Raw genomic sequence first — 19,871 nt, 5'->3', positions numbered from 1 at the left:
AGCACAATCGATCCAGCCGTCCGGCATCAAACTTATACCGCCTTGCCTGCGGCTTAACGGCTCGTTGTTTTGCCGATTCGTGCCCCCTATCTAGGCATGCACCGGGGCTCTCGCAACGAGGGCCAGCCGGGTCCGGTCAGCAGGGAATTGGAAAAGGCATGAGCACGTTGGACAAGCGCGAGGAAGGCTTCGAGAAGAAGTTCGCCCTCGACGAGGAGCAGAAATTCAAGGCGGAAGCCCGCCGCAACCGGCTGCTCGGTCTGTGGGCGGCCGAAAAGCTCGGCATCACCGGCGATGCCGCCACGGCCTATGCCAAGGAGGTGGTCGCGGCCGATTTCGAGGAGGCCGGTGACGCCGACGTCCTGCGCAAGGTCATGGCCGATTTCGCCGCCAAGAACGTGGCCATCACCGAACAGGCGATTCGCGCCAAGATGAACGAGCTGATCGCGGTGGCGGCGGCCGAGGTGAAGGCCGGGAAATAAGGCGAAAGAGGCATCCGCACACACTGTCATTCCGGGGCGGTCCACAGGACCGAACCCGGAATCTCGAGATTCCGGATCGCCGCTATCGCGGCGTCCGGAATGACGGAGGGATCGCTATCCCTCCTTGAAGCCATATTCCGGCACATTGCCGCTGGCGCCGTAATATTTGTACGGCAGGAATTTGCCGCTCATGGTGATCTTGACGCGGTCGCCCTTCGGATTGGGCAGGCGCTCCATCACCATGTCGAAATCGATCGCCGACATGATGCCGTCGCCGTACTCCTCCTCGATCAGCGCCTTCCAGGCCGGACCGTTGACCATGACCAGCTCGTAGAAGCGATAGATCAAGGGATCGGTCGGCGGCATCGGCATGCCGCGCATCGGCGTCTCGTTCAGCATCGTGGTTTCGGCCTTCGTCAGGCCGAATAGTTCAGCGGCGTTGGCGGCCTGCGGCTTGGTCAATTTCATTTGGCCGAGGATCGCACCTGTTATCAGCACCTCGGAATAGCCGCCGATCTGCTCGCAGATGTATTTCCAGGTCCAGCCCTTCTCGCGCTTGATGTCGAGCAGCTTCTCGGTGAGGTCTTCGCGTTTCATGTCAGGGTCTCCTTGGCTGTCGTCATGCCCGGGCCTTGTCCCGGGCATCCACGTTCTTGGCTGTACTAGGAAGACGTGGATGGCCGGGCCAAGCCCGGCCACGACGTCTCATTGAGCGGCTCCGACTTGGCGTCAGCCGCGATCGTCAGTCCGGGCTTGCCGATACGCACCACCGGCACATTGCGCGGATCGTGACCAGGCGTCTCGGCGGCGAAAGTCTTGCTGCGCATCACCAGGAAATCAACGATGTGGTTGCGCAGCGCGTAATACAGCGGATGGCGGTGCAAATCGATGCGGCCTCGGTCCCGCGGCAGCGGGTTCTCGACCACTTCCGCGAGCACCGCGCCGGGGCCGTTGGTCATCAGGAAGATCTTGTCGGCGAGATAGATCGCCTCGTCGACGTCATGGGTGATCATGAACGCGGTCTGCCCGGTCTCAAGACAGATGCGCCGCACCTCGTCCTGCAGAGTGCCCCGCGTCAGCGCGTCGAGTGCCGAGAACGGCTCGTCCATCAGCATCATCTTTGGCGTGATGGAGAGCGCACGCGCGATGCCGACGCGCTGCTTCATGCCGCCGGAAAGCTCGGAAGGTCGCTTGTGTTCCGACCCCGTCAGACCGACGAGATCGATAAACGTTTGCGCATGCGCCTTCACCTTGGCGCGATCCCAGCTCCGCCATTTCGAGCTCACGGCGTAGGCAACGTTGCCGAGCACGGTGCGCCAGGGCAGCAACGCATGGCTCTGGAAGATCACGGCGCGGTCGAGGCTCGTCCCTGAAATGGCCTGCCCGTCGACGATCACCGCGCCCTCGCTCGGCGCATCGAGGCCGGCGAGGATGTTGAGCACCGTGGTCTTGCCGCAGCCGGAATGGCCGATCACGCAAGCGAACTCGCCGCGCGCCATCGACAGCCACAGATTCTCGAAGATCGTCGTCGTCACGCCGCCCGCGCCCGGATAGCGCTTGGCGATGGCTTCGATGGAGACGAATTTATCGGTCACAGCCCTACTCCGGAAACGTGACCATGCGCGTGAAACGCGCGAGAATCTGGTCGAGCAGCATGCCGACGACCCCGATCAGCAGGATCGCGATGATGACGTTGGTGATCGAGAGATTATTCCACTCGTTCCAGACGAAATAGCCGATGCCGGTGCCGCCGACGAGCATTTCGGCCGCGACGATCACGAGCCAGGCGATGCCGATCGAAATGCGCATGCCGGTCAAAATCGTCGGCGCCGCTGCCGGCAGGATCACGGTGAAGGCGCGCCTGATCGTGCCGACCTCGAGCGTTCGCGCGACGTTGATCCATTCCTTGCGTACGCTCGCGACCCCGAACACGGTGTTGAGCAGCATCGGCCAGATCGAGCAGATGAAGATGACGAAGATCGCGGAGATCGAGGAATCCTTGATGGTGTAGAGCGCGAGCGGCATCCACGCCAGCGGCGAGATCGGCTTCAGCACCTGGATGAACGGATCGAGCGCTTTGCTGAGCAGCGGCGACATGCCGATGAGAAAGCCGAGCGGAATCGCGACCAGCACCGCCAGCAGATAGCCGGTGCCGACGCGCGCAATGGAATAACCGAGCTGGATGCCGAGCCCCTTGTCGTTCGGCCCGTTGTCGTAGAACGGCCTCTTCAAATGCTCCCAGAGTTTTGCGCCGACATCGAACGGCCCGGGCATGGCGGATTTGCCCTGCGTCGCAGTCAGGCCCATCAGCTTGGCGTATTCCGGGCTCATCGTGGCCACCGGTGCCGTCGAGCGCACGGCGAGATGCCAGACCCCGAGGAACGCGACGAGCAGCACGATTGAGACCAGGCCGGCGCGGAGACGAAGGGAGGCGGTCATGCAGCAAGACCTCTCCACGAGTCGTCCCGGCGAAGGCCGGGACCCATACCGCGGAATCTAGCGGAGTCGAAAGGTCGTAGTACCGAACAACGTATATTCGCCAAACTCCGCCCGGGGGTTATGGGTTCCGGCCTTCGCCGGGACGACAGCGGAGGCACATCGCGGCCCCTCACGACGCCTTCCTGATCTTGAAGCCCGCCAGATAATCCTCCGGCTTGGCCGGATCGAAAGTCTTGCCCATCACCGCAAATGATTTGTAGCTGCCGGCTGGCGGCGCCAGGCCCATCTCTGTCATGAGCTTTCTTGTGTCGGTGGCGAGATAGACCTGCTCGGCGACCGCCTTGTAGTCGACGTCGCCCTTGATCTGGCCCCAGCGCTTCATCTGCGTCAGCATCCACACCGCAAAGGACTGCCAGGGGAACGGGTCGAAATCGACGCGCTTTTCATCCGTCTTCACGCCGCCGAGGCCGTCGGCATAGGTGCCGGTCAGGACCTGTTCCAGCACCGTCACCGGCGCGTTGATGTAGTTCGCCGGCGCGATTGCCTCGGCGATCTGCTTGCGATTCTCCGCCTTCGACGCATAGGCGGTGGCATCGACGATCGCACGCGTCAGCGCCGCAAAGCTGTTCGGTGCCGTCGTGATGAACTCGCGGCTGGCGGCGAAGCTGCAGCAGGGATGCCCGTCCCAGATTTCCTTGGACAAAAGATGCATGAAGCCGACGCCGTCATAGATCGCGCGCTGGCAGATGTTGTCGGGCGCGAGAAAGCCGTCGATGTTGTCGGCGCGCAGGTTTGCCACCATTTCCGGCGGCGGTACCGAACGCAGCTGCACGTCGGTGTCGGGGTCGATGCCGTGTTCGGCGAGATAGTAGCGCAGCAGATAATTGTGCATGGAATAGTCGAAGGGGATGGCGAACTTCATGCCCTTCCAGTCCTTCGGGTCGCGCTTGTCCTTGTGCTTGCTCGCCAGCACGATGCCCTGCCCGTTGATGTTCTCGATCGCAGGTACAGCAAACGGAATGGCGTTGGCACCTAAGCCCAGCGAGATCGCGAGCGGCATCGGCGCCAGCATGTGCGCGGCGTCGTATTCCTTGTTGATGGTCTTGTCGCGGATCACGGCCCAGCCGGCGGTCTTGACCACGTCGACGTTGAGGCCGTGCTTGGCATAGAAGCCCAGCGGCGCCGCCATGATGATCGGCGTCGCGCAGGTGATCGGGATGAAGCCAACCTTGAGGTCCTTCTTTTCCGGCGCGCCGGCTTGCGCAAAGACTTCGGTGGCGGTCTGAAGCGGGAAAAACTGCGACAGCGCCGCCAGCGCGGTGGAGGCCCCGACCGATTTCAGAAACGCGCGCCGCGCCAGATCCTGCGGAAAGATCGCGCGCATCACGGCAGATGCGACGACGCCTTCGTAGCGCTTCTCTTCGCTCTCGACGGGAGCGCAGCGCAATGCGGTTGCTTGCTCATGCTCCGCTGCGGATTGATGCTGACCACAGGCACAGCCGGCTCGCAGGTTGCGATCGGGATCAAACGGATTGTCGAAAATTGACATCGGACCTCCTGCGCGTCATTTGCGAGGAGAATTACGCAAGGAGCATGCCACCACCTTCAGGTCGGCCAGTGCCTTGATGACGCAGCACTTTCGCTCACACTTGATCACTACGAAAATTCGTAATAAACGACATTTCGTAGTTGAATAACGAGATTTCGTAATGGCAACGACGCCAATACTCGCCCACGACGATGTGGCTCCGACCATCGATCCGCGCGTCGCGGCCTTCGAATCCTCGGTCGAAGCGACGCTGCTGGTCGACCCCTTCGGCGACCAGATCGTGGATGCCAATCCCGCCGCCTGCGCCCTGCTCGGCTACGACCGCGCGCTGCTGCGCCAGACCAGGGCGAGCACGCTGCATGAAGGCGAGCTTCCGGCGCTGACCGTCTTTACCCAGGCGGTGCTGCACAAGGGCGCCTACTGGACCACGGCGCTCAACCCGCGCCATGCCACCGGGCAAAATCTCCGGCTGGAATATGCGGGAAGCGTCCTGCCCCATGATGGGCGCACGCTGGTCCAGCTCACCCTGACCGATCTCGACGCGCGCCGCCGCCGCAATGTCGATGCGGCCGCTGAAGACCATATGCGCAGCGGCATCTCGACCTGGCAGCGGGTCGAGCGCGTGTTCCAGGACATCGAGCGCGAGAACCAGCTGATCCTGCGCGCCGCCGGCGAAGGCATTTACGGCGTCAACGCGGAAGGCAAGACCACCTTCGTGAACCCCGCCGCCGAGCGGATGCTGGGCTGGACAGCCGAGGAGCTGGTCGGCAAGGAAATCCATCCCATCATGCACCACACCCACCATGACGGGCGGCACTATCACAACCATGATTGCCCGATCTACGCGGCGTTCCGCGACGGCGCCGTGCACCAGGTCGACGGCGAGGTGTTCTGGCGCAAGGACGGCTCGCCGGCCTGGGTCGAATACACCTCCACGCCGATCCGCGACCGCGGCGTGGTGGTCGGTGCCGTCGTGGTGTTTCGCGACGTCAGCCAGCGCCGCGAGGCCGATGAGAAGCTGCACGCCGCGCTCGCCGAGGTCGATCGCCTGCGCGAACGTCTCGAGCTCGAAAACGCCTACCTCCAGGAAGAAATCCGCATCGAGACCAATCCGCGCGGCATCATCGGTGGCAGCGAGGCGATCCAGACGACGCTGCGCCAAGTCAAGCTGGTGGCGCCGACCAGCGCGGCGGTGATGATCACCGGCGAGTCCGGCACCGGCAAGGAGCTGATCGCACGCGCCATCCACGAGGACTCTACCCGCAGCGACCGGCCACTGATCCGCGTCAATTGCGCCGCGATCCCGCGGGAATTGTTCGAGAGCGAATTCTTCGGCCATGTCCGCGGCGCCTTCACCGGCGCGACGCGCGACCGCATCGGCCGGTTCGAACTTGCCGATGGCGGTACGCTGTTCCTCGACGAGGTCGGCGAGATCCCGCTCGAGTTGCAAGGCAAGCTGCTGCGCGTATTGCAGGAGGGCAATTTCGAGCGCGTCGGCCAGGAGCGCACCCGCGCGGTCGACGTCCGCGTCATCGCCGCGACCAACCGCGACCTCAAGCAGGAGGTGCAGCGCGGGCGTTTTCGCGAGGACCTCTATTTCCGCCTCAACGTGTTTCCGATCGAGACGGTGCCCCTGCGCGAACGGCGCGAGGACATTGCGCTGCTCGCCCAGCATTTTCTCACCCGCGAGAGCAAGGCGCTGAAATCGAATCTGCGCCTGTCGGAAGGCGATGCGCGTCGGCTGACACGCTATGACTGGCCGGGCAATGTCCGCGAACTACAGAACGTAATCGAGCGCGCCGCGATCCTGTCGCAGAACGGCCGTTTGCGGATCGATCTGCCCGACTCCTCCGGCACGCAGGCCCCAGCCGGCGCCGCGCGGCAGAAGGCTGACGCACGGCCCGCTGTGATGACGTCATCCGAAATGCGCGACCACGAGCGCGCCAACATCCTGGCCGCGCTCGAAGGCTGCGCCGGAAAAGTGTTCGGCCCCGGTGGCGCGGCCGAGATGCTGGATATCAAGCCGACCACGCTGGCCTCGCGGATCAAGGCGCTGGGAATCGCGCCCCGTCCGCGGGCCGGCGGTTAGCGGCGATCACGCCGCCTTGGTCGTCACCTCCGATGCGATCGGCAATCCCTGCTCGATCGGCAGCGACGGATCGCGCGACCATTCGTTCCAGGAGCCGAAATACATCCGCACGTCCTTCACGCCGGCGTTCTTGAGCGCCAGGAACGTGTTCGAGGCGCGCGCCCCCTTGAAGCAGTAGAGATAGACCGGCGTGGACGGCGAGATGCCGACAGTGGCGCATTCCGCCAGGATCTCATCCTTGGACTTGAAGCGCGGGCCCTCGGCGGTCGGCTTCATCATGCGATACCACTCCAGCCACACCGCGCCGGGGATGCGGCCCTTGCGCGGGCAGAAATCCTTCCCGTAGGGCGACGAGCTGTCGCCGATCCACTCGTCGACATCGCGCACGTCGAGAATGGCGACGCCCGGCTTGCCGACCGCCCCCAGCATGGTCTTGGCGTCGATCAGGATCTCGCCCGCTTCAGGTACGATCGAGAACGACGCCTTCGCCGGCGCCGGCACATCCTTTGTCACCGGAAGACCCGCGGCCGCCCAGGCATCGAAGCCGCCATGCAGCACCTTGACCTTGGGATAGCCGAGCATGGTGAGCAGGTAATAGCCGCGGCATGACTGGCCGAAGCCCGAGTTCATCGACTGCTCGTAGATCACGGCCGTCTCCTTGCCGGAGAGACCGGCAGCGCCGAACGCATCAGCGAACTTCGTCTTCAGCTCGGCCATGCCCTCCGGCGTCGAGGTCGCAAGAAACGTGAAGATCTCATGCACGTTCACGGCGTTGGGAAGGTGCCCGGCGCCATAGGCGTCGGGGTTGCGCGTGTCGATCACGACACAGGGCTCGGTCTTCAAGAGATCGGCAAGTTCGCTGGCAGAGATCAGAACGTCCGTCATGGGCAGCCTCTCCGTTGAGGTTAGATGGTGGGTGGGCTCGTAAAACTCAGGAATCGGCGAGCATCTTGCGCAGCTGCTTGGTGGCAGGGGTGACGATCGCGACGAAATAGGCCTCGCGCAGGCGGCGCTGCGCGCGGTGGGACTTGAGGTAGCCGCGCGCGCCACAATGCAGCATCGCCGCATGCGCCGCCGCGACGCTGGCCTCGCCGGCGCGAAGCCTGAGCGCAATCACCTTGCGCCAGTAGGTCTCCTCTTCATTGTAGGGATCGCGCGCCAGCATCATGGTCTCGGCCTCGAGTTCGGCGGCCAGATCGCGGAAATGCACCGGCTGCTGCGGCAAATAGCGGTTGATGTGACCGAGCGGGTTGTCGACCTCATCCATGATGTTGATGCAGTCCTTGATGAGCCCCAGCGCCATGCCAGCCTGCAGCAGGATGAAGCCGGCGCGGATCTTCTTCACGAAGGGGCCGGCCGGATCAGCCAGGATCAGCTCATCCGGCACGAAGGCGTCACGGAACTGCACGCCGTAGGTACCGGTGCCGTCCATCGCGAGAAACGGCTTGCACGGCGTCAGCGTGATCGCGGGATCGGAGCAGTCCGCGAGGAACATGACAGTGCCAGGATCGCCGCTTGCGATGCCCGGCTCGTCCTCGCGCTCGAAGATGGTGCCGAAATAATGGCCCGGGCCGAGATTGGAGACCCAGGGCAGCGCGCCGCGCACGATGTAGCCGCCGTCGACCTTGCGCCCCTTCAGCTTGAGCTTTTCGATGCCGAAAAAGCTCTTCATCGGATTGGAAAGCCCGGTGCCGCCGAGCACGCGGCCGGTCGAGAACGCATCGCCGAAGCGCTTTGCCAGCGTCATGTTGGTGGAGTTGGCGGCGTACCAGACCAGTGTGTTCTGGCACCACGCCATGAAGGCGGTGCTGCCGCAGACCTCGCCGATCGCCGACATGGCCTGGATCGCACAGCGCAAGTCCGCGGGCCCCTCGTGCGGCACGTGACTGCCCCAAGCGCCGACCTCGCCGAATTGGCGCAGCACCTCGGCGGGATAGACGGTGCCGGCATCGATGCCGGCGGCGAGCGGCGCGAGCTGCTCCCGCGCAATCCGCGCCACCTCTCCTGCAATGGACGGTGCGGGCTGATCCAAAACTTCGGCCCGTGATAAAGCCAGTGAACCCATGATCGTCTCCCGCACCTTGTCCTGTTGCCGTCTACTAGATGCCGACCTCGAGATTGACCGGGCGGGTGAAGGTGTTGGCGACCGGCGACCATTGCTTCACATGGGCGACCAGCGCATTGATCTCATCCGGCGAGATCCCCTCACATTCCATGTCGACCTTGACGCGCACGTCGGTGAAGCCGACCGGCTTGTCCGAGATGTCACCGGTGCCCCACACCGCAGTGATGTTAAGATCGCCCTCGAGCTCGAGCTCGAGCTTGTTGACGATCCAGCCGCGATGCACGGCGTTGGCGTGCAGGCCGACGGCGAGGCAGGAGCCCAGCGCGGCGAGCGAGGCTTCGGACGGATTCGGCGCAGTGTCGTCGCCCAAAAGGCCCGGCGGCTCGTCGACGATGTAGGGCGGCAGACTGCGGATGTAGTTGGCGTGGCGGAATTTTCCTTCCGCGACCGTCTTGCACTTCAAGGTCTTGATGACCTTCGGATTGGCCTTGCCGTTGGCGATCAGTTGCTCGAGGCCATTCTTGTCGATGGGCGCGAGGCAACCCGTCAGCACTGTCTTTTGAACGACGGCAGTCATCATCTTCTCCCTGGCAGAAGTGGAAATCGGTAGGATACCGAACGGTCTGTTTCCTTGCATGGAGCGTGCCAGAGCCGGCCAAAATCAAAAGGCGAAGCATTGGAGCCGCTTAGCGGGAGCTGCCTGCGGATTGATCAGGGATCGTTTGCTCAAAGGCGATGCAGACGGGCTTTCCCCTGCGAATCTTTTCAGCGCGGAACAGATGCGGCTTGCTGATGCGGCGCGGCTGCGATTAAGTTGCAGCCCATGGCCAAGCCCTCACTCAACAAGCCCTCACTGAACAAGACGTCTAAGCAGAAGTCTCAGTCGCCGCACGGCACCAGCGACGACGAGTCTGCGCGCGGGCGCCTGCTCAACGCCGCGACGCATCTGTTCTGCAAGAACGGCATCAACGCCACCGGCATCGACGCGATCATCGCGGAAGCCGGCACCGCGAAGACCACGCTCTATAAATTGTTCGGCTCCAAGACCAATCTCGTCAACGCGGTCCTGGAAAGCGAAGGCAAGCAGTGGCGCGAATGGTTCATCGGCGCCATGGAAGAAGGCGGCGGCGACGCGCAAGCCAAGCTCACGCGCATCTTCCCGGCCCTGAAGTGCTGGTTCGCGGAAGAGCGCTTCTACGGCTGCCCCTTCATCAATGCGGTCGGCGAGCACGATAAGGACGCCAAGCAGTTCCGCAACATTGCGATGAAGCACAAGAAGATCGTGCTCGGCCACATCGAGAAGCTCGCCGGCGAGCTCGGATCGAACGAGCCCGTCGTGCTCGCACATCAGCTCGGCCTGTTGATCGACGGCGCGATCGTCGCGGCGATGGTGTCGCGCGATCCGGGCGTGGCCGATACGGCGGCGCTGACCGCGGGCCCCCTGCTCAGCCAGTCAAAGCCAAAGAAGAAGCGCGCGGCGGATCAGTTAGAGGCGGTGTGACCTCGTAGCCCGCATGGAGCGCAGCGGAATGCGGGGACACTGTCCCGGATTGCGCTCCGCTCCATCCGGGCTACAGCACCTTACGGCCCGCTCTCACCCCGCCCGGCAACAGATCTATGAACCTTTTGATCGCCCCCAGCACCGGCTGCTGATCGCCTGCGAAGAACCAATGATCATGGCCGTCGAGCTCGACGAACTGCGCACCTTTGATCCGGCTCGCCACATCGCGGCCGGCCGCGATCCGTACGGCCTTGTCGTCTCGACGATGCAGCACCAATGTCGGCATGGCAATTTGCGGCAAAAGGTGCCGCACGTCGGCGTCGCGAAACGCCTCGAGCACCGCCGAGATGCCGCCGGGACTGGAGGCCGCGCGCAATAGCCCCGCCCACCAGGCGCGTGCCTGAGGGTCGCCGGCAAGGCTGGGCGCGAAGGTTTCAATCTCCACCGGACCTCCCCATTGCGCGATGAGGTGCTTGCTCCAGGCGTCGTACTGGCTGGCGCGCAACGCGTGCGGATAGTCCTGCGACCAGCAGCCCTTGGCCAATGCACCGAACAGGATCAGTCCGGCCACGAGACGCGGCTCGTCGACCGCAAATTTGATGCAGGCCGGCCCGCACTCGGATGCGCCGAACAGCACGACGCGGCGCGCATCCACGGCCCGCAGCACGGTGCCGATATCCTCCGCGGTGACATCGATACCAGGCGCCGATCCAACCCGGTCGGACAACCCGATGCCGCGACGATCGAACACGATCAGACGCCCAAGCTTCATCAGTGAGGCCAGAAACGTCCGGCTCGCGGGATACTCCCAGGCGCGTTCCACATGCGACACGAAGCCGGGCATGACCAGGATATCGAGCGGACCGCTGCCATAGGTCTGATACGCCAGATGCACACCGGCGCCCTTCACGTAGCGCGTCGCCGGAACGGCGTGTGCCGCCGCGGGACTCATTAACGCCTCAGTCTCGGCTTCGGGCCTAACACCAAGCTCGTCACGCAGCCGCTGCGTCAGTGCCGCGTGGTGCCGCTCTGCCGCGCTACGGTCGCCCGCCAGCAGCAGGCTGCGGATCAGATGCCGGCCGTAGACCTCGCTCAAAGGATCGAGCTCGACCAGACGGGTCGCATGCGCGGCCGCGGCAAAGTAGTCGCCGCCAGCAGTCTTGTCCTGCACCAGACGCTCCAGCGCATGCATCAGCCGTCCCCGCAGCGCCTCGCGGCGGAAGAACGCCCAGTCGTCGAATTCCGGACAATCCTCCGGCGAGAAGCCTGCGAGGAAATCTCCCCCGTAGACCTGGCACGCCTCATCAAAATCGCCGCGATCGCAGGCGCTCTCGAACAGATGTGCATCGACCTTCAGCGCGACTGCCGGAGACCATCGCACGCTGGTCCGGTCGGTCTCGAATACCTTCTGACCGAGTGTCAGCTCGATGCGGTGAAGCAGGCGCCGCAATCGCGCAAGCCCGGTGTCGCGGTCGGCCTCGGGCCACAGCAGCGTGGCCACGATTTCGCGGGCAGCGCCCTTGGCCTCCGCGAGATAGACCAGCAGCGCGAGGCCCTTGCGTAAGGCCAACTTGATCGGGCGGCCGTCGGCGTGGACCTCCGGGAACCCGAACGTCCCCAGCGAGAAAGCCGTCATGAAAGTCCTCCCTTCCCTCGCGGCGCCCCCGGGGGACGCACAGGGGACGGTCCAGCAATAGCAATCGGGGCAGATCGAGCCTGCTCGCCGGCGAGCAACTCAGGCTCCTGCATGCGGCACGGCTGCATCAGGCACAATAGGAAAAAACATGATCTCGCGCCTCCTGATCCTGCTCTATGCCATCGTGAGCTACGTCATCTTCACGATCTCATTTCTCTATGCGCTCGGTTTCGTCGGCAATTATGTCGTGCCCAAATCGATCGATATGTCGATCGGCGTCGGCAGCTCCGCGAATTGGGGCGAGGCCATCGTCGTCAACCTGCTGCTGATGAGCCTGTTTGCAATCCAGCACAGCGTCATGGCGCGCCCGGCCTTCAAGCGATGGTGGGCCAAATTCCTCCCCCTCGCCTGCCAGCGCAGCACCTATGTGCTGCTCTCCAGCCTGATCCTCCTTTTGCTGTTCTGGCAGTGGCGTCCGATCCCGACGCCGGTCTGGCAAGCGAGCGGAATAGCGGCCTGGTTGCTGATCGGCGTGCATTGGCTCGGCTGGCTGATCGCGTTCGCCTCGACCCACATGATTGATCATTTCGATCTGTTCGGCCTCCGCCAGGCTTTCGTCGCGTTCCGCGGGTCCGAGATACCAGGTCAGTCGTTCAGAACGCCGCTGCTCTACAAGATCGTGCGACATCCGCTCATGCTGGGCTTTCTGCTCGCGTTCTGGGCCACGCCCGAGATGACCGTTGGCCATCTGCTGTTCGCGATTGCGAACACGGCCTACATCCTGGTCGCCCTGCAGTTCGAGGAGCGGGATCTGATCGCCGAGTTCGGCATGACCTATCGGCAATATCGCCGCCGCGTTCCGATGCTGCTGCCGCGGCTTTTCACGCGCCGCCCGGCGGACGAGCGGCAGCCCCCTCGCCCCGCTGGTGCACCCCGATGAGCGCAGTGCCAAGCCGCGCATTTGCAATCGGGCGGGGGCCCGTTCCCGTGGCCGCAAACCCCGCCGTGTTCGCCGATATCCTCGATGGGCTCGACGCCAGCCTCTTTCTCGTCGACACGGACGGACGTCTCATTCATGCCAATACCGCCGGGCAGACCATGCTCGATGCCTGCAACGTCCTGCTTGAGCTCCGTGGGCAGCTAATGGCCTGCGATACCATGGTCAGCCAGACGTTGCGGCAAGTCTTCGCGGCAGCGGGACGCGGCGACGAGGCCCATGGCATCAACGGACTCGCGATCTCGATGATCGGATTGGACGGAGAACGCCACGTCGCCCATGTCCTGTCGCTAACATCGGGCGTGCGCCGAAATGCGGGTGTCGCCTACAGCGCGGTTGCCGCGTTGTTCGTCCGCAAGGCGGCGCTGACACTATCGCCTCGTTCCGAAGCTCTCCGTAACGCATTCAAACTGACGCCGACGGAGTTGCGTGTGTTGCTCGCGATTGTCGAACTCGGCGGCGTTCCCGAAGTGGCGGCGGCGCTCGGCGTCGCAGTTACGACGATCAAGACGCATGTCCGTCGCCTGTTTGAGAAGACTGGTGCAGCGCGACAGGCCGATTTCGTCAAGCTCGTCGCAGGATATGCGACGCCGTTGAGAGAACCTGCCGAACATGGACAATCCGCTGGAGCGATACGATGAGAGCAGTTCTATGCAGTTCATTCACCGGACCTGGCGATTTGCGCCTCAGTGAAATCGACGAGCCGAAGCCGGCGCGCGACGAGATTCTGATCGACGTCCACGCCGCCTCGGTCAGTTTCATGGACCAGTTGGTGGTCTCGGGCCTCTACCAGATGCGGCCGCCGACGCCCTTCGTGCCCGGCACGGAAGCATCCGGCATCGTCGTCGCGGTCGGCGACGAGGTCACGGCATTTGCGCCCGGCGACCGTGTGGCGTGCAGCGCATGGACCGGCGGCTACGCCGAACGGATGATAGCGAAGGACTCAAAGTGCGTTCTTCTGCCTGAAGGCGTCGCATTCGAAGCCGCGGCGACGGTCCTGCACAATTACGGCACGGCCTATTACGCGCTGGTCGAACGGGCCCGGGCGCAGCGCGGCGAAACGCTGTTCGTCACCGGTGCTGCTGGCGGAGTTGGCCTTGCCGTGGTCGATCTCGGCCGCCATCTGGGCCTGCGCGTCGTCGCCGGTATCGGCTCCGATGACAAGGCTGCTCTGGTTCGCAACTATGGGGCTAGCGAAATCGTCAACTATCGCAGCGAGGATCTGCGCGACCGCATCAAGTCGGTCACGGCAGGAGAAGGCATCGACATCGGCTTCGACACTATCGGTGGCGCGATTTTCGAGCAGATGGCGCGGCTGATGAAATGGGGCGGACGGCTGATGCCGATCGGCTTCACTAGCGGCGAGATTCCCCAGCTCCCGATGAACCTGCCGCTGCTGAAAAACTATTCCATCCTCGGGGTCTTCGTCGGCGCCTGGGCGGAGAAATTCTCGCTCGAAGCCGCCCGTATGAACGCCGCGCTGATGCAATTGCTGGCCGACGGACAAATACGCCCGCACATCGATCGCGTCCTCCCTTTGGAGGAGGCCGGCGAAGCCATGCGTGCCGTGGCCAACCGAACGGTTCGGGGCCGAATTGTTCTCAAGGTCAGGTAAAGTACACCGGGAAGAGAGAACAAAACCGATGACACAGATTATGATCGACAAACGCTTTTGCGGTCCTCCCAACTCCGGGAACGGCGGCTATGTCTGCGGCCGGCTCGCCCGCCACATTCCCGGGGCCGCGGAGGTGACGCTGCGCGCACCGCCGCCGCTGGACACGATGCTCGATGCGGTCGCGACGAACGACGGCACATGGGAGCTTCGCGACGGCAACAAGATCGTCGCGACCGGGCGAGCGGCAAGCGTCGAGCTTGCGCGCATGGAAACAGCCAGCTTCGAGGACGCCTGCGCCGCCGAGCTATTGACGCCGGTGAAGCCGCACGAGCATCCCCTGCCGACATGTTTCGTCTGCGGTCCTGCAAGGACGAAAGGCGACGGCCTGCGCATCTTTGCCGGCTCGCTCCGTGGTCACAGCGCCGTTCTCGCGGCGAGCTGGACGCCGGACAAGAATCTCGCCGCCGAGGACGGCTTGGTCGCCACCGAATTCCTCTGGTCGGCGCTCGACTGCCCCACCGGTTTTGCCTGCAATTGCGATCCGCAGAGCGGCAGCTTCGACAAGGCGCCGCTGCTGCTGGGACGGATGTCGGCGCGGATCGAAGATCGCCCGCGCCCGGGAGACCGCTGCATCATCACGGCCTGGCCAACGGGCCGCGACGGCCGCAAGCGCATGGCCGAAGCTGCAGCGCATGACGAAGCCGGGAAGTTGCTGGCGGTGGCGCGCACGACATGGATTGCGGTGGAGCGCGAGGTGCAGCTCGGGCGTCCTTCGTAGACGGACGTGGGCGGCCGGCCAGCTTTCCGCCTAACAAGGAAGCACTCCACCTGCCCACCGTGCGACGCTGCCAAGCGTCGAGAAGCATTGAACCCCTATTTGATCAAAGATACCCTTGCAGCTGTCGCCAAGCAAAAAGATCCAAAGGGGTACGCGATGGTCCGCAAGTTAAAGGCATTTGCAATCCTTGCTACGGGCATGTTCATCGCTGGCGTCGCAAATGCCGAGGCGCAGCAGCCGGAGCTTAATGCGCCTGACCTGGTCCTCGTTAACGGCAAGGTTCTGACGTTGGACGACCGATCGACCGTCACGGAGGCAGTCGCCGTCGCAGATGGAACGATCATCGCGACCGGAACCAGTGCTTCGATCAAGGCGCTTGCAGGCGCCCGGACCCGCGTGCTCGACGTGTCTGGCAAGACCGTCATCCCCGGATTGATCGATACACACGCTCACTTCAAGGCCGCTGGTCTGGGCGACTATGTCGTAATCCTGGGCCGCGCCAAGACCGTTGCGGACGCGCTCGAAGCCATCAAATCATTCGCCACGAAGAAAAAGCCGGGTGAGTGGATTGTAGGTGGCGCGTGGCATCCGCCCTCACAATTGGCCGAGAAGCGCTATCTGACGAGGCAGGAGATCGATAGCGTTGCTCCGAACAACCCGGTCTATCTTCGCACCGTCGGGCATTTCTCGATGGCGAACACCATGGCTCTACAAGTGGTCGGTGTCGACAAGACCACCGCGGATCCGAGTGGTGGAAACTTTGAACGCGACGCAGCCGGTGAATTGACCGGCGTGCTCGTGGAGACGGCGATCGATCGGGTCGAGAAGGCCGTACCACCCTGGACAGAAGACGACGAGATGCGGCAATTCACCATTGCCGAAGGTGTGCTGAACAGCTTCGGCATCACCAGTGTGATCGAAGGCGCAACAGAGCCACGCGATGTCCGCACGCTGCAGAAGCTTGTCGCAGCCGGGAAAGCCACTTTGCGCACCGGCGTGATGTTTCGACCGGAGCCCCCAGCCGATCTGACGGCATGGGAAGCGATCATGTCAGGCAATGGGGCCTCATCAGGCTTCGGTGACGATTGGCTCAAGTTCGCGGGCATCAAGATCTTTTACGACGGCGGCATGACGCTTAAGACAGCGCTCATGCGTGACGTGTATCCCGATTCGCACGACAACTATCACGGCATCACGCAGCAGACTCCCGAGCGGCTGAAGCAACTCATCTCCGTCTGCAACCGTTATGACTGGCGTGTCGGTGTCCACGTGGTGGGCGATCTGGGTATTGACCATGTGCTCGATGCCTTCGAGGCCGCGGATAAAGAAAAATCGATCCGCGACCGTCGCTTCGTCCTCATCCACGCCAGCCTGATCCGGCCAGAACAGATGGAGCGTGCGCAAAGACTGGGAGTCCGCGTCGATTTCCAGAACGTTTTCATGTGGGACAAGGGAGCGACCGTCGAACGATTTCTCGGGAAAGCGACCGCCGACCGCGCCGTGCCGACCAGGACGTTGATCGAAAAAATGGGGCTCAACAGCCTCGGCGCCGGGACGGATTTTCCGGTCAACCCGATCAACCCCTTCCTCAACATGTACATCATGGTGACCAGGAAGGACCCCAACGGAAACGTCTACGGCTCGGCAGAAGCCATTACGCGCGAGCAGGCCCTACGGCTCTACAGCAGCGCGGCTTCGCGCTACACGTTCGATGAAACGCGCAAAGGGACCATCGAACCCGGAAAGCTGGCGGACATCGTCGTGCTCTCCGCTGACTACGCGGCCGTGCCGGAGGAGCAGATCAAGGACATCAAGGTGGACCTGACCCTGGTCGGCGGCAAGGTTGTCTTTCAGCGCTGAACCGGCGCTGATCGGCCAAGGTGAGCGAGAGCGACAATTCGCTCCGCTTCCCGACGAAATCTACGCGCCCTGCGCGATCATCCCCTGCAGCCGCGCCAGCTCCGCCTCCAGATCCCGCTCCACATCCGCCGCCCGCATCTCGATTACCCGATAATCCCGCGCCTCAAGCCACGCCCGCCGGCCCGCGCGGTCGGCAGCGATGGTCTCGCCCTCGCCCGGGTTGACCAGTTCGATCGCGATCCGGTGCGGGAACGAGACGAAGTCCGGGATGTGTCGGCCGACCGGGGTCTGGCGCTTGAACCCTCCTGCGAAGCGGCGATCACGTGTGAGCGCCTGCCACAGCAGGCGCTCGGCATCGGTCGGGTTGCGGCGGAGCAGACGCGCAAGGCCGCGCACGGTGGAGCCGCTGTCGGGCACCCCGCCGCCCTGCCCGTGCTCGGCCAGCAGCGCGCGCAGACGCGTGGCCTGCTCGCCGTCGAGCACGCCGCCTTTGGCCGGGCCCTTGCGCCCTTCCGCGATCGCCATCACCACCCCATGCAGGGTGTGCATATCCTGCTTGGTCGGCTCCATGCGGGTGAAGATGTTGCGCAGGTTCACCAGCATGGTGTCGCGCTTCTCGGCTGGGCGCAGAAATTCGACCCGGTCGAGTTCGCGGATGAGATTGTCGAAGAAGGCCTGCATCTGGTGCTGCGAGGCGCGCTCGGAGCGCTCCGGCATGCTGTGCGGCAGCTCGCCGGAGGTCGCGCGCTTGAACCATTCGTAGCCGACCAGGAGCACGGCCTGGGCGAGGTTGAGCGAGGCGAAGCCCGGATTGACCGGGAAGGTAATGATGCGGTTGGCGAGCCCGACCTCCTCGTTGGTGAGGCCCCAGCGCTCCCGGCCGAACAGGATACCGGCCTTGCCGCCCGCCGCAACGTGCCCTGAAATCTCGCTGGCTGCGGCTTCCGGCCCCACCACCGGCTTGGCCTGGTCGTGGGGACGCGCGGTGGTGGCGAACAGCAGGTCGAGGTCTGCGACGGCCTCACCGACCGTGTCGAACAATTCGACCTTATCCAGAATATAGTCGGCCCCGGCCGCGGCGCGCTGGGCTGCGATATTCGGCCAGCCGTCGCGCGGGTTGACGATGCGCAATCGGCTCAGCGCGAAGTTGCCCATGGCGCGCGCGGCCATGCCGATGTTTTCGCCAAGCTGCGGCTCGACCAGGATGACGATGGGACCGTCGAGGGAAAGGCCCGCTTTGCTCTTGTCAGTCCCCGACATCTCGCTTCGCTTTCACACTGGTTCTCAAGGCCTTGGACAGGCGCTCTTGATGAATTGATTCAAGGCCGGTCCTGACCCGGTATCGACCCGTCTTGACCTGCTCTCGGGCCGGCTGCCCGAGCGCCTGTCGTTTGCCTGTCCTGAGGAAATTCTCAAGGGAAATAACGGGTTGGATTCGACTTTTGAATCTCGTCTGAAACTTCACCCCGGCCCCCGCGGCGGGGCTGCTCCCGCCCCCCATCTGCGGAGGCTGGATGAGCTAAAAGTGCATAATCCCTTGGCTTTCGCCGGCCGCGTCCCGGTGCTAAGAGGCGGCGGATATTCCCGTGGCGCGCCAAAGCGCCGTTCCCAAGAGGCTTCCCCGATCATGGCAAAAATCAAGGTGTCCAACCCCGTCGTCGAACTCGATGGCGACGAGATGACCCGGATCATCTGGCAGTACATCAAGGACAAGCTGATCAACCCGTTCCTGGATGTCGAGCTGCTCTATTTCGACCTGGGCATGGAATACCGTGACGAGACCAACGATCAGGTCACCATCGACGCCGCCGAGGCCATCAAGAAGGTTGGCGTCGGCGTCAAGTGCGCCACCATCACTCCGGACGAGGCCCGGGTGAAGGAATTCAATCTCAAGCAGATGTGGAAGTCGCCGAACGGCACCATCCGCAACATCCTCGGCGGCGTGATCTTCCGCGAACCGATCATCTGCAAGAACGTGCCGCGCCTGGTTCCCGGCTGGACCAAGCCGATCATCATCGGCCGCCACGCCTATGGCGACCAGTATCGCGCCACCGACATCAAGTTCCCGGGCAAGGGTACGCTGACGATGAAGTTCGTCGGCGAGGATGGCACCGTCATCGAGAAGGAAGTGTTCAAGACCCCGGGCGCCGGCGTCGCGATGCAGATGTACAATCTCGACGATTCCATCATCGACTTCGCCCGCGCTTCGTTGAACTACGGCCTGCTGCGCAACTACCCGGTCTATCTCTCGACCAAGAACACGATCATGAAGGTCTATGACGGCCGCTTCAAAGACATCTTCCAGGACATCTACGAGCGCGAGTTCAAGAAGGAATTCGACGCCAAGGGCCTGACCTACGAGCACCGCCTGATCGACGACATGGTCGCCTCGGCGCTGAAATGGTCCGGCGGCTATGTCTGGGCCTGCAAGAACTACGATGGCGACGTGCAGTCCGACACGGTGGCGCAGGGCTACGGCTCGCTCGGCCTGATGACCTCGGTCCTCCTCACCCCCGACGGCAAGACGGTGGAAGCCGAAGCCGCCCATGGCACGGTGACCCGCCATTACCGCGAGCACCAGAAGGGCAAGGAGACCTCGACCAACTCGATCGCGTCGATCTTCGCCTGGACCCGCGGCCTGTCGCACCGCGCCAAGCTCGACAACAATGCGGAGCTCGCCAAGTTCGCGAACACCCTTGAGAAGGTCTGCGTCGATACCGTCGAGGAAGGCTACATGACCAAGGACCTCGCGCTCCTGGTCGGCGCCGACCAGCGCTGGCTCTCGACCACCGGCTTCCTCGACAAGGTCGCCGAGAACCTCGGCAAGGCGCTGGCGGCGTAAGCCGTCCGCAATTTCGCC

18 protein-coding genes are annotated in these 19,871 nt (G+C 63.6%); 9 read left to right on the top strand and 9 right to left on the bottom strand.

Annotated features, from left to right (window positions below; genetic code table 11):
• The first annotated feature begins 158 nt into the window (after window positions 1–158).
• The gene (locus AC0L27_RS13150) at window positions 159–482 is read left to right on the top strand and encodes a DUF1476 domain-containing protein (protein WP_007602260.1); all 324 of its coding nucleotides are present in this window, start codon (window positions 159–161) and stop codon (window positions 480–482) included.
• A gap of 114 nt (window positions 483–596) precedes the next feature.
• On the opposite strand, the gene cynS is transcribed toward AC0L27_RS13150, so the two are convergent.
• From cynS to AC0L27_RS13130, 4 genes are all read right to left on the bottom strand, one after another.
• Window positions 597–1,079: a cyanase gene (gene cynS, locus AC0L27_RS13145; protein WP_007612142.1), complete on the bottom strand. Its 483-nt coding sequence runs from the start codon at window positions 1,077–1,079 to the stop codon at window positions 597–599.
• 65 nt (window positions 1,080–1,144) lie between these two features.
• On the bottom strand, window positions 1,145–2,077 hold the full coding sequence (locus AC0L27_RS13140; protein ID WP_473301618.1) for an ABC transporter ATP-binding protein: 933 nt from the start codon (window positions 2,075–2,077) through the stop codon (window positions 1,145–1,147).
• A 4-nt stretch (window positions 2,078–2,081) separates the two neighbouring features.
• A complete protein-coding gene (ntrB, locus tag AC0L27_RS13135) occupies window positions 2,082–2,921 on the bottom strand; it encodes a nitrate ABC transporter permease (protein WP_354208489.1) in 840 nt (279 codons plus the stop codon).
• A 169-nt stretch (window positions 2,922–3,090) separates the two neighbouring features.
• Complete coding sequence (locus tag AC0L27_RS13130) at window positions 3,091–4,470, bottom strand: CmpA/NrtA family ABC transporter substrate-binding protein (RefSeq protein ID WP_473319392.1); 1,380 nt, start codon at window positions 4,468–4,470, stop codon at window positions 3,091–3,093.
• 160 nt (window positions 4,471–4,630) lie between these two features.
• Between AC0L27_RS13130 and AC0L27_RS13125 the strand changes: the two genes are divergently transcribed.
• Window positions 4,631–6,559: a sigma-54 interaction domain-containing protein gene (locus AC0L27_RS13125; RefSeq protein WP_473319390.1), complete on the top strand. Its 1,929-nt coding sequence runs from the start codon at window positions 4,631–4,633 to the stop codon at window positions 6,557–6,559.
• Window positions 6,560–6,565: 6 nt separating this feature from the next.
• On the opposite strand, the gene AC0L27_RS13120 is transcribed toward AC0L27_RS13125, so the two are convergent.
• Genes AC0L27_RS13120 through AC0L27_RS13110 form a run of 3 tightly spaced genes read right to left on the bottom strand, consistent with a single transcriptional unit; the run spans window position 6,566 to window position 9,201 of the window.
• The gene (locus AC0L27_RS13120; RefSeq protein WP_473319388.1) at window positions 6,566–7,444 is read right to left on the bottom strand and encodes a sulfurtransferase; all 879 of its coding nucleotides are present in this window, start codon (window positions 7,442–7,444) and stop codon (window positions 6,566–6,568) included.
• Window positions 7,445–7,490: 46 nt separating this feature from the next.
• Window positions 7,491–8,624 carry an acyl-CoA dehydrogenase family protein gene (locus AC0L27_RS13115; RefSeq protein ID WP_473301621.1) on the bottom strand — a complete coding sequence of 378 codons (1,134 nt, stop codon included), beginning with the start codon at window positions 8,622–8,624 and terminating at the stop codon, window positions 7,491–7,493.
• 34 nt (window positions 8,625–8,658) lie between these two features.
• Window positions 8,659–9,201 (bottom strand): OsmC family protein, encoded by a 543-nt coding sequence (locus AC0L27_RS13110; protein WP_354058233.1) that lies wholly within the window; start codon window positions 9,199–9,201, stop codon window positions 8,659–8,661.
• Window positions 9,202–9,447: 246 nt separating this feature from the next.
• On the opposite strand from AC0L27_RS13110, the gene AC0L27_RS13105 reads away from it, so the two are divergent.
• Window positions 9,448–10,125: a TetR/AcrR family transcriptional regulator gene (locus tag AC0L27_RS13105; protein WP_473301622.1), complete on the top strand. Its 678-nt coding sequence runs from the start codon at window positions 9,448–9,450 to the stop codon at window positions 10,123–10,125.
• 70 nt (window positions 10,126–10,195) lie between these two features.
• Here the strand turns inward: AC0L27_RS13105 and AC0L27_RS13100 are convergent, their stop codons facing one another.
• Window positions 10,196–11,761, bottom strand: coding sequence for a bifunctional AfsR/SARP family transcriptional regulator/alpha/beta hydrolase (locus AC0L27_RS13100; protein ID WP_473319385.1), 1,566 nt, complete (start codon window positions 11,759–11,761; stop codon window positions 10,196–10,198).
• 148 nt (window positions 11,762–11,909) lie between these two features.
• On the opposite strand from AC0L27_RS13100, the gene mddA reads away from it, so the two are divergent.
• From mddA to AC0L27_RS13075, 5 genes are all read left to right on the top strand, one after another.
• Window positions 11,910–12,701, top strand: a complete 792-nt coding sequence (mddA, locus tag AC0L27_RS13095; protein ID WP_354208482.1) for a methanethiol S-methyltransferase — start codon at window positions 11,910–11,912, stop codon at window positions 12,699–12,701.
• Window positions 12,702–12,748: 47 nt separating this feature from the next.
• The gene (locus AC0L27_RS13090; protein WP_354208481.1) at window positions 12,749–13,399 is read left to right on the top strand and encodes a helix-turn-helix transcriptional regulator; all 651 of its coding nucleotides are present in this window, start codon (window positions 12,749–12,751) and stop codon (window positions 13,397–13,399) included.
• The gene (locus tag AC0L27_RS13085) at window positions 13,396–14,373 is read left to right on the top strand and encodes an NADPH:quinone oxidoreductase family protein (RefSeq protein WP_354208480.1); all 978 of its coding nucleotides are present in this window, start codon (window positions 13,396–13,398) and stop codon (window positions 14,371–14,373) included. The genes AC0L27_RS13090 and AC0L27_RS13085 overlap by 4 nt, the downstream gene beginning before the upstream one ends.
• Before the next feature lie 28 nt (window positions 14,374–14,401).
• Window positions 14,402–15,151 carry a hypothetical protein gene (locus AC0L27_RS13080; protein ID WP_354208479.1) on the top strand — a complete coding sequence of 250 codons (750 nt, stop codon included), beginning with the start codon at window positions 14,402–14,404 and terminating at the stop codon, window positions 15,149–15,151.
• 156 nt (window positions 15,152–15,307) lie between these two features.
• Entirely contained in the window at window positions 15,308–17,011 is a 1,704-nt protein-coding gene (locus tag AC0L27_RS13075) for an amidohydrolase (RefSeq protein ID WP_354208670.1), read from the top strand.
• A 60-nt stretch (window positions 17,012–17,071) separates the two neighbouring features.
• On the opposite strand, the gene AC0L27_RS13070 is transcribed toward AC0L27_RS13075, so the two are convergent.
• Entirely contained in the window at window positions 17,072–18,271 is a 1,200-nt protein-coding gene (locus tag AC0L27_RS13070) for a TrmJ/YjtD family RNA methyltransferase (RefSeq protein WP_354208478.1), read from the bottom strand.
• A gap of 367 nt (window positions 18,272–18,638) precedes the next feature.
• Here AC0L27_RS13070 and AC0L27_RS13065 point away from each other — a divergent pair, with 367 nt between their 5' ends.
• Window positions 18,639–19,853, top strand: coding sequence for an NADP-dependent isocitrate dehydrogenase (locus AC0L27_RS13065; protein ID WP_275170054.1), 1,215 nt, complete (start codon window positions 18,639–18,641; stop codon window positions 19,851–19,853).
• Window positions 19,854–19,871 lie beyond the last annotated feature (18 nt).

This window comes from Bradyrhizobium sp. Ken51 (assembly GCF_055807435.1).
The sequence above is the reverse complement of the archived record's forward strand: the minus strand, read 5'-3'. Positions and strand labels throughout refer to the sequence as shown.

Excerpts from the sequence above, each read along its gene's own strand:
- AC0L27_RS13150 (WP_007602260.1), top strand. The coding sequence starts at position 159 with ATGAGCACGTTGGACAAGCGCGAGGAAGGCTTCGAGAAGAAGTTCGCC.
- cynS (WP_007612142.1), bottom strand. The coding sequence starts at position 1,079 with ATGAAACGCGAAGACCTCACCGAGAAGCTGCTCGACATCAAGCGCGAG.
- ntrB (WP_354208489.1), bottom strand. The coding sequence starts at position 2,921 with ATGACCGCCTCCCTTCGTCTCCGCGCCGGCCTGGTCTCAATCGTGCTG.
- AC0L27_RS13130 (WP_473319392.1), bottom strand. The coding sequence starts at position 4,470 with ATGTCAATTTTCGACAATCCGTTTGATCCCGATCGCAACCTGCGAGCC.
- AC0L27_RS13125 (WP_473319390.1), top strand. The coding sequence starts at position 4,631 with ATGGCAACGACGCCAATACTCGCCCACGACGATGTGGCTCCGACCATC.
- AC0L27_RS13120 (WP_473319388.1), bottom strand. The coding sequence starts at position 7,444 with ATGACGGACGTTCTGATCTCTGCCAGCGAACTTGCCGATCTCTTGAAG.
- AC0L27_RS13115 (WP_473301621.1), bottom strand. The coding sequence starts at position 8,624 with ATGGGTTCACTGGCTTTATCACGGGCCGAAGTTTTGGATCAGCCCGCA.
- AC0L27_RS13110 (WP_354058233.1), bottom strand. The coding sequence starts at position 9,201 with ATGACTGCCGTCGTTCAAAAGACAGTGCTGACGGGTTGCCTCGCGCCC.
- AC0L27_RS13105 (WP_473301622.1), top strand. The coding sequence starts at position 9,448 with ATGGCCAAGCCCTCACTCAACAAGCCCTCACTGAACAAGACGTCTAAG.
- AC0L27_RS13100 (WP_473319385.1), bottom strand. The coding sequence starts at position 11,761 with ATGACGGCTTTCTCGCTGGGGACGTTCGGGTTCCCGGAGGTCCACGCC.
- mddA (WP_354208482.1), top strand. The coding sequence starts at position 11,910 with ATGATCTCGCGCCTCCTGATCCTGCTCTATGCCATCGTGAGCTACGTC.
- AC0L27_RS13085 (WP_354208480.1), top strand. The coding sequence starts at position 13,396 with ATGAGAGCAGTTCTATGCAGTTCATTCACCGGACCTGGCGATTTGCGC.
- AC0L27_RS13080 (WP_354208479.1), top strand. The coding sequence starts at position 14,402 with ATGACACAGATTATGATCGACAAACGCTTTTGCGGTCCTCCCAACTCC.
- AC0L27_RS13075 (WP_354208670.1), top strand. The coding sequence starts at position 15,308 with ATGGTCCGCAAGTTAAAGGCATTTGCAATCCTTGCTACGGGCATGTTC.
- AC0L27_RS13070 (WP_354208478.1), bottom strand. The coding sequence starts at position 18,271 with ATGTCGGGGACTGACAAGAGCAAAGCGGGCCTTTCCCTCGACGGTCCC.
- AC0L27_RS13065 (WP_275170054.1), top strand. The coding sequence starts at position 18,639 with ATGGCAAAAATCAAGGTGTCCAACCCCGTCGTCGAACTCGATGGCGAC.